The organism is Enterobacter sp. Crenshaw, assembly GCF_024734705.1.
In the GTDB taxonomy this organism is placed as follows: Bacteria; Pseudomonadota; Gammaproteobacteria; order Enterobacterales; family Enterobacteriaceae; genus Enterobacter; species Enterobacter asburiae_B.
On the sequence record NZ_CP102932.1, the window covers coordinates 4,623,872 to 4,632,138 of the forward strand.

General features: G+C 56.1%; 9 protein-coding genes. All 9 read right to left on the reverse strand.

Annotation, left to right across the window (positions count from 1 at the left end; all coding sequences use genetic code 11):
• Nucleotides 1-23 precede the first annotated feature (23 nt).
• Complete coding sequence (locus NWV12_RS22030) at nucleotides 24-590, reverse strand: NADPH-dependent FMN reductase (RefSeq protein ID WP_023309798.1); 567 nt, start codon at nucleotides 588-590, stop codon at nucleotides 24-26.
• A gap of 36 nt (nucleotides 591-626) precedes the next feature.
• Complete coding sequence (locus NWV12_RS22035; protein WP_048981398.1) at nucleotides 627-1,373, reverse strand: 4'-phosphopantetheinyl transferase superfamily protein; 747 nt, start codon at nucleotides 1,371-1,373, stop codon at nucleotides 627-629.
• A 122-nt stretch (nucleotides 1,374-1,495) separates the two neighbouring features.
• On the reverse strand, nucleotides 1,496-2,467 hold the full coding sequence (gene yidZ, locus NWV12_RS22040; protein ID WP_047173131.1) for an HTH-type transcriptional regulator YidZ: 972 nt from the start codon (nucleotides 2,465-2,467) through the stop codon (nucleotides 1,496-1,498).
• On the reverse strand, nucleotides 2,436-3,611 hold the full coding sequence (locus NWV12_RS22045; RefSeq protein ID WP_048981399.1) for an MFS transporter: 1,176 nt from the start codon (nucleotides 3,609-3,611) through the stop codon (nucleotides 2,436-2,438). Before NWV12_RS22045 ends, yidZ begins: the two co-directional genes overlap by 32 nt.
• A 111-nt stretch (nucleotides 3,612-3,722) precedes the next feature.
• The gene (gene mnmE / locus NWV12_RS22050; RefSeq protein WP_023333930.1) at nucleotides 3,723-5,087 is read right to left on the reverse strand and encodes a tRNA uridine-5-carboxymethylaminomethyl(34) synthesis GTPase MnmE; all 1,365 of its coding nucleotides are present in this window, start codon (nucleotides 5,085-5,087) and stop codon (nucleotides 3,723-3,725) included.
• Between the two features lie 72 nt (nucleotides 5,088-5,159).
• The gene (gene yidC, locus NWV12_RS22055; protein ID WP_033144356.1) at nucleotides 5,160-6,803 is read right to left on the reverse strand and encodes a membrane protein insertase YidC; all 1,644 of its coding nucleotides are present in this window, start codon (nucleotides 6,801-6,803) and stop codon (nucleotides 5,160-5,162) included.
• 2 nt (nucleotides 6,804-6,805) lie between these two features.
• Nucleotides 6,806-7,063 carry a membrane protein insertion efficiency factor YidD gene (gene yidD / locus NWV12_RS22060; RefSeq protein WP_001307474.1) on the reverse strand — a complete coding sequence of 86 codons (258 nt, stop codon included), beginning with the start codon at nucleotides 7,061-7,063 and terminating at the stop codon, nucleotides 6,806-6,808.
• Nucleotides 7,027-7,386: a ribonuclease P protein component gene (rnpA, locus tag NWV12_RS22065; protein WP_032640303.1), complete on the reverse strand. Its 360-nt coding sequence runs from the start codon at nucleotides 7,384-7,386 to the stop codon at nucleotides 7,027-7,029. The genes yidD and rnpA overlap by 37 nt, the downstream gene beginning before the upstream one ends.
• A gap of 16 nt (nucleotides 7,387-7,402) precedes the next feature.
• Nucleotides 7,403-7,543: a 50S ribosomal protein L34 gene (rpmH, locus tag NWV12_RS22070; RefSeq protein WP_000831330.1), complete on the reverse strand. Its 141-nt coding sequence runs from the start codon at nucleotides 7,541-7,543 to the stop codon at nucleotides 7,403-7,405.
• Nucleotides 7,544-8,267 lie beyond the last annotated feature (724 nt).

Sequence of the window (8,267 nt, forward strand, 5' to 3'; positions counted from 1 at the left end):
AAGGGCATCAGGCTGCAATAAGCTTACGCCTTCACCCGCTTAATATAATCCCCAAACGCCGTCAGCTGGCCAGACAGATGATCGCGCGTGCTCTGATCCACCACTTCACCCGTTTGTGGGTCGACCTTGTTCTGAATCACACCACCCATAAATTCCGGCTTGTTCATGACCATCGCATCCAGGAACACCAGGATCTGGCGCAGATGATACTGGCAGCGCGCGCCGCCAATCGCGCCCATTGAGCTGGTCTGGATCAGCACCGGCTTGCCTGCCAGCGGCTGCTCAGGTAAGCGGGACAGCCAGTCGATGGCATTCTTCAGGCCACCCGGAACCGAATAGTTGTACTCCGGCGTGACGATGACCACGCCGTCGGCCTGGCGGATCTGCTCTGCCAGCGCCTCAACGCTCTGCGGAAAACCCTCTTCTTGCTGTACGTCAGCGTCATACAGCGGAATATCGCCAATAGACGGCAGGGCGCTAATTTCCATTCCTGCCGGTGCCAGCTGTGGCAGCGTGCGGGCAACCATCCCGTTAAATGAACCTTTGCGCAGGCTTCCCAGTAACGTAACTACTTTCAACGTATCAGACATGATTACTCCTGTTTCATCATGATGACCCTGATTGGATCAGCTAAGGGTGAATGCTTTTTCTGCCGGTAAACTGGTTAAACGCATCAGGCGTGCGGCGGGCTCGTTGGCGCGCTCGGGCACATCAGGAAGGCTACGCCATCCCTGTTGGCTGTCAAATTCCCAGATTTTCATGCGTTCGATGGCGGGGGTAACCGCAATGGACCAAATGAGCACATCCTCTGCGTCACTGAGCGCCTCTACCAGCGTGGCCTGAGTGGCACGCAGACGTCCGGAGCCTGGCAGCAGCTGCAGCAGGCTGGCGTCGTCTGAGGCGCATCCACAGAGCTTGCGGATGCTCTGGCGCAGGGTAATGAGCTGGGCTCGGGCTTCGACAGGATCGTTCTGGTTGCGTACCCACAGCTTCTCATTGCTGGAGAGCGGATAGTCTTCATGCGCATTACCGCCATGGAAGCTACGCGTCGCGCGCTGAAGTTCCATATCCAGCCCACAATCCCCTTCGGTGGTCAGCGCGACGCCAATGATATTGCCCGCGTAGGCAATCGAAAAACGAGGGAGATCCGGGTCGGCAAAGACCGGGCGACCTTCGGGTTGGGTAATGATGTCCGGCAGCTCGCTGGTGCCGTACAGCATAAACAGCAGTTCTGCGAGAAGCGCCCGGGAAGCTAAAAACCGCGTTCTGCGGTGTTCCGGGAGAGTGAGTGCTTCATTGTGACAGGCTGAAGAAATTCTTGCCGATACGAGACGTCCTTCCGTAAGTATCCCTCTTGCAAAGTGCGTAGCCATTTTTCGCTCCTTGATAATGGTCGTAATCGGTTAAACGGTTACATGATTATCGCTTAACTTGACTCCTGTTTTAATCAGTAAATGGGAGTAAGAGAAGCCTCAGGACCGAACTTTACATTTTCTTAGGCAAAAATTGGATCGCTGGCACCGTACAGCGCCTTGATGGTTTCCCGCAGCCAGAGGATTTTCGGATTATGGCTGTTCCGTTTATGCCAGATCAGCGTGAAGGGAACGGTAAGCTTTTCAGCCTGTGCTTCGTCAATGGGAATGGGCAGCGCGATCAGCTTCCGCTGGTGGAGTTGATTGTAGTGATGGCAGTAGTGCGGAGCCGTGGCGATATAGTTATGGCCGGGCTGCGCCGCCATAAACATCGACTGCTCAAAGCCCGGCACGCACATGGCAATATTTCTCTCTCGCCCCATCTCCTTTAGCACTTCGTCCAGTGCCCAGGTGTCGCTGCGTTCCCAGAAGATGCTGATGTGCGGGTAGCGCAGGAAGGTCTCTAGGTTCCATTCGTCCTGTAGCGCGGGGTGATCCTCACGCAGATACACGCACGGACGGTCGCTGAACAGGATCTCATAGTCGATGAACCACGGCATTAGCTTCAGCAATTCACGCGAGCGCGGGTGCGTTTCGCGTCCGGTGAATCCCAGATCCACCTCTCCACGCGTAATGGCGTCCAGCGAGTCGTAATCCCAGTGACGCATCTTCACCGTAGCCTGCGGATAGCGCTGGTTCACCTGCTCCAGCAGGGCGTTAAAGCGGATCAGCATCAACGGCGTTTCGGCGGCCAGCACGAACGTTAGCCCGCCCGGGGAATCATGGTGGAATTTATCGAGGATCTGGTTGCCGATTTGCATCCAGTCAGCCAGATCCTGCTCCAGGCTTACCGTCAGCGGGGTCGGCAGCAGCCCCAACGGCGTTTTGACAAACAGCGGGTCGTCAAACCAGTCACGCAGCTTGGCCAGCGATTTACTCACCGCAGACGGCGTCACGTTCATCCGTTTCGCCGCTTTGGTGACGCTGCGCTCCTGCAGCAAAAGCTGCAGGCACAGCAACAGGTTAAGATCGAGACTGCTGATGGGCTTCTTCATAATGCGCCGCGGGCTGGATGACCATAAGTAAGGTGATGCACAGTATGCTACAGCCAATCAGAACCCCGATCAGCATATTCAGCGCGTTAAGCCCGATGACCGCCGCCAGCCAAATCCACAGCGACGAGCCGCAGACCTGCGCAATTCCCAGCACCGAGCTTGCTACGCCTGCCCGCAGCGAGAAGGGACCAAGCGCCTGACTCATCGCCACGCCAAAGCCAACCGAGAACCCGGCGCAAATGAGGGTAATGCCGGCCAGCATTACCGCATGCGAGCTGGCGGTTGCCAGGATCGCGCCTGCCGTGAGGAATAAAACCTGTGAGGTCAGCATCAACGTACGCTGGCTAAAAACATTTAGCGCAAACGGGGTAGAAAACGACACTGCCATACTGACCATGGCGGTTAATGCCATCACCGTTGAATACTCACCCCGATCGAAGCCCATGGTTTCCATCAGTAAAACCGGGGAAACGTTTACATAGGTCAGGATCACCGCCACGCTTAACGTGGTCACGGCCAGACGACTGAGAAAAAAGCGGTTAAGCAGCTTCTCGGCTGGGTGAATGGCTGCGGTATGACTGGTATTCTGCGAGCCCGGGTGGGTCTCTTTCAGCACGGCGATGGACAGGACAAACACCAGCGCGCCCATCGCCGCCATGGTCCAGAACAGGCTCTGCCACGGGAATTTCAGCATGATCAGATATCCCACGACCGGGGCCAGCACCGGGATGATGCAGGTAATACCGTTCAGCATCGAAAGCACTTTGGCGCGACGCTGGGCGCTTAAGGTGTCGCGCAAAATGGCAAACGCGACGACGTAGCAGCCACCGGCTCCAATGCCCTGAATAAACCGTCCGGCCAGGAACAAGGTGCTGTTTTGCGCCTGTGAGCAGAGAAGAGAGGCCAGGGCAAAAATGATGGCGCCGGTTATGGCGACGGGCTGACGGCCTGCCTTATCCGCGATCTTCCCGGCAAAGACCATCGACGACGCCATCCCCGCAAGATAGGCCGAAAACGCGATGTGCAGCTGCGCCTCGCTGGCGTCCAGATCGCGGGCGATGTGCGGCAATCCCACCAGATACATATCAATGCCGGACGGATAAAGCAGAACTAATGCGAAACTACAAAACAGAAAACGCGCCATAAACCCCCCATAGATGCAGGCATGCAGGATAGGGGGTGAAAAGGGATTAGGCGAGTTGCCATTTGGACAATGGTGATTTCCCGGGAGGAAATCACCATCAGTGAGCGGGCCTTACTTACCGATACAGAAGCTCGAGAAGATCCGTCCCAGCAGATCGTCCGACGTAAACTCCCCGGTGATTTCGCTCAGATTCTGCTGCGCCAGACGCAGCTCTTCCGCCAGCAGTTCGCCCGCCCACGCGCCGATCAGCTGCGCTTTACCCTGAACAAGGTGGTTCGCCGCCTCTTCCAGCGCCTGCAGGTGACGACGACGCGCCAGGAAGCCGCCTTCCATGCTGGTGTCAAAGCCCATGCTCTGCTTGAGATGGTTGCGCAGGTCGTCAACGCCTTCACCGGTACGCGCCGACAGGCGAATCAGTGAGTGACCATTCACATCGCTGATGCCCAACGTTTCGCCGGTGACGTCCGCTTTGTTACGCACCACGGTGATGGGCAGTTTCGCCGGCAGACGGGCGATAAAGTCTGGCCAGATTTCTGCCGGGTCAACGGCGTCGGTCGTGGTGCCGTCCACCATAAACAGCACGCGGTCTGCCTGCTCGATCTCCTGCCAGGCGCGTTCGATACCGATGCGCTCAACTTCATCGCTGGCATCGCGCAGGCCGGCGGTATCAATGATGTGCAGCGGCATCCCGTCAATGTGGATATGCTCGCGGAGCACGTCGCGGGTGGTGCCGGCAATGTCGGTGACGATTGCCGCTTCACGGCCCGCCAGGGCGTTCAGCAGGCTCGATTTCCCGGCGTTAGGACGTCCGGCGATAACGACCTTCATCCCTTCACGCAGCAGGCTGCCCTGGCGCGCTTCGGCACGAACGGCGTCGAGATCGTTCATCACCTGGTTGAGCTGCGCTTCGATTTTGCCGTCAGAGAGGAAGTCGATCTCCTCGTCCGGGAAGTCGATAGCCGCTTCCACGTAGATCCGCAGGTGAGTAAGTGCTTCCACAAGGTGATTTACGCGGGCGGAGAATGCCCCCTGCAGCGAGTTCAGGGCGGAGCGGGCCGCCTGTTCAGAACTGGCGTCGATCAGGTCTGCAATCGCTTCTGCCTGCGCCAGGTCGAGCTTGTCGTTGAGGAAGGCACGCTCGGAGAACTCGCCCGGCTTCGCAATGCGCAGGCCCGGCAGGGTCAGGATACGTTTTAACAGCAGGTCGAGGATAACCGGGCCGCCGTGGCCCTGCAGCTCCAGCACGTCTTCGCCGGTAAAGGAGTTCGGGCCGGGGAACCACAGCGCAATGCCCTGGTCCAGCGGCGTGCCGTCGGTATCTTTAAACGGCAGGTAATCAGCGTAGCGCGGCTTTGGCAGTTTACCCAGCACCGCTTCGGCCACCTCGCGCGCCTTCAGGCCGGAGATACGCAGAATGCCTACACCACCGCGTCCCGGTGGGGTTGCCTGGGCGACGATAGTGTCGTTATGGCTCATGGTTGGTCTCGTTCAATACAAATAAAAAAGGCGGTCAATCGACCGCCCTTATTTTAGCGTTAACTTACCGAATCAGGACTTTTTCTTTTCGCGGCTATGCAGGCCACGTTTTTCCAGACCACGGTAAATCAGCTGCTGCTGGATGATGGTCACCAGGTTGCTGACGATATAGTACAGCACCAGACCTGACGGGAACCACAGGAAGAACACGGTGAAGATGACCGGCATAAAGGTCATGATCTTCTGCTGCATCGGGTCGGTCACGGTGGTCGGCGACATCTTCTGGATGAAGAACATCGTCACGCCCATCAGGATCGGCAGGATGTAGTACGGGTCCTGTGCGGACAGGTCATGGATCCACAGTGCGAACGGCGCATGGCGCAGCTCAACGGAACCCATCAGCATGTAGTACAGCGCAAGGAAGATTGGCATCTGAATCAGCAGCGGGAAGCAACCACCCAGTGGGTTTACTTTCTCTGCTTTATACAGGGCCATCATTTCCTGGCTCTGACGCTGTTTGTCATCGCCCAGACGCTCACGCATCGCCGCAATCTTCGGCTGCAGCATACGCATCTTCGCCATGGAGGTGTACTGCGCTTTAGTCAGCGGGTACATGATGCCACGAACGATGAAGGTGATAACGATGATGGAGAAGCCCCAGTTACCCAGGAAGCTGTGGATGAACTTCAGCAGCTTAAACAGCGGCTGAGAGATGAACCACAACCAGCCGTAATCGACGGTCAGATCCAGGTGCGGCGCAACAGCGGCCATTTTGTCCTGAATTTCCGGGCCGACCCACAGGGTGCTTGCCATCTTACCGGTTTGACCCGGCTGAACCAGAACCGGCTGGGATTTGTAGCCGATGGCTGCAAGACCGTTACCCAGATTCGCGGTATAGAAGTTATTCGTACCGTCGTTGTTTGGGATCCAGGCCGTTGCGAAATACTGTTGCAGCATCGCAACCCAACCGCCTTTGGAACTAACGTTCAGGTTTTCGTTATCGGCAATGGTGTCGAATTTGTATTTCTCATACTTCGCGTCTGGCGTGGAGTACGCCGCGCCACGGAAGGTATGCAGCGCAAAGTTGCTGCTTCCGGTGTCACGGTGAGACGGCAGATTGATGGACTGCTTCAGCTGGCCAAAGGTCGACAGCTCCAGTGGTTTCGCACTGGCGTTCTGTACGCTGTAGCCCACGTTCACCGCATATTCACCGCGTTTCAGGGTGAAGGTTTTAGTGAAGGTGTTGCCTGCGGCGTCGGTGTACGTCATCGGGATCGCGAGTTCGTTCTGACCATCAGCCAGTACAAAGGTGTCGCTCTCGACGTTATACAGTGGACGCGCACCGTTAGCCGGGTTATCCGGGCCATCACGACCGGTCAGGCCGCTCTGCGCCTGGTAGATAAACTCAGGCGTGGTTTCCAGTAACTGGAACGGTTCGTTAGACTTCAGCTCTTTCGGGTAGGTCAACAGCAGCGCCTGCTCAACATCACCACCACGGGTGTTGATTGTCAGCTCAAGCACATCGGTCTTAACCGTAATCTGTTTCCCCTGGCCACTGGCCGGTACGCCCTGGTCGGCGGCGCTACCCGCTGCGGTGGTCGTAGTCTGCGTGGTCTGCTGCTGGGGTTGAGGATTTTTATCCTGCTCCCATGCCTGCCAGATCATGAAAGACACGAACAACAAAGCGATGATAAGAAGATTGCGTTGCGAATCCATCGTTAGTGTTCTCTGGTATCAAAGGGTCCTGGGGGGACGGGGTCGTCTCCACCGGGGTGTAAAGGGTGGCATTTTAATACGCGTTTCACCGTCAACCAACTGCCTTTTATCACTCCAAACCTGCGCAATGCCTCAATTCCGTAGCTTGAGCATGTTGGTGTGAAACGGCAGTGCGGCCCGAGTAGCGGACTAATCAGGCGTTGATAGACCCGAATGAGGGCTATCAGGACCCGTGAGCCAGGCGACAGTGGCGGCGCCATAATTTTTCCAACGCTTCCGAGAGAGCACGGTTATCGAGGTCGGCAACCCCTTTCTTCGCCACCACCACGAAATCCATTGAAGGCAGTTCGTGCTGACGTAAACGGAAGCTTTCACGCGTCAGACGTTTAATCCGATTGCGTTCATGCGCACGCTTAACATTTTTCTTGGCGACTGTGAGACCGATGCGGGGATGCCCCAGCGAATTTTGGCGGCCGAGGATGGTGATTTGCGGCGTGCCAGCCCGTAGTGGCTGCTGGAAGACGAAAGTGAAATGAGCGGGAGTTAACAAACGTAACTCCCTGGGAAATGCTAGCTTAACCACTCAGGGGTTAGCTTTATTACTTGGAAACGGTCAGACGAGCGCGGCCTTTAGCACGACGACGTGCCAGAACCTGACGACCATTTTTAGTAGCCATACGAGCACGGAAGCCGTGAGAACGGTTGCGCTTCAGTACAGACGGTTGAAAAGTGCGTTTCATGGCGATTTCTACCTAAACTTGAATAAATTCACTGACTTTTGCGTATACCCGAACGAGTTTCGAACGACTAACGCCTCAGCGTGGGTGATTAAAGAGGCCGGATTGTAATAATTGTACACTCCGGAGTCAATTCTCTTTCCTTATTTCCCGCGTATTTCCGCACGTTTTCGCGTGGAAAATGAGCAACGGACGACGCAGGAAGATGAGCATCACGCGCCGGGTCGAGGATTATACGGCCTCGCCAACAAAGCGCAAGGATCGTCCCGGATCTTCGTTAGATCATTTAAGCAATAAATTGTCTGTGCTCATTAATTTTTCCAATATGCGGACTAAATCGTGGGGCACTGGCGCCAGGATCGTTTACACTTATCCGGTTCCGGATCTTCCTGTGGATAAATCGGGAAGAATCTGTGAGAAACAGAAGATCTCTGGCTCAGTTTAGGCTATGATCCGCGGTCCCGATCGGGATCCAGCGATCCTGGCCGGGTATGACACAAAATCGTTCACGCTGTATCAAGGCGGCAAAGGAGCGAGTCCTCTGGAGCGTACACAAGTACGTGACTGGGGCGAGCAAGTGCAGCCAACGCAGAGACGGCTTGAACGATGAAGTGTATAACCGCAGATAGCGGTTCGCACATCACCCTTTTGCACAGGGTCATGTCGATGTGCGCCAACAATCATGAATATTCAATAGTTTTCTTTTATTGTTCGAGTGGAGTCCGCC